Origin of the sequence: Mesorhizobium sp. L103C131B0 (assembly GCF_000502275.1) — a bacterium.
Taxonomy (GTDB): domain Bacteria; phylum Pseudomonadota; class Alphaproteobacteria; order Rhizobiales; family Rhizobiaceae; genus Mesorhizobium.
In genome coordinates this window covers 1-207 of sequence record NZ_AYXC01000067.1, presented here as the reverse complement: position 1 = coordinate 207, position 207 = coordinate 1, and the positions used below count along the sequence as shown (strand labels likewise).

Below are 207 nucleotides of genomic sequence, written 5' to 3'. Positions count from 1 at the left end.
GATGCGACAGCGGTTGCCAAGGCCGGTGCGTATGAGAAGAAGAACAATGGTCTTTGGCGCATGCACTGCGCCTTTGAGCTTGAGCGCGAGCAGTTCGACTTCATCGAGATCACCGATCAGAGCGAGGCCGAGTTGATCGACCGCGTGCCGGTGGTGCCGGGCGAGATCCGCATCGGTGACCGCGCCTATCTGCAGGCCGAGCGGATC

The 207-nt window shown here is 61.8% G+C and carries 1 pseudogene; it reads left to right on the top strand.

Annotated elements, in window-relative coordinates:
- Positions 1–207: pseudogene (locus tag X730_RS1000000168400) on the top strand (hypothetical protein); the annotation flags it as partial.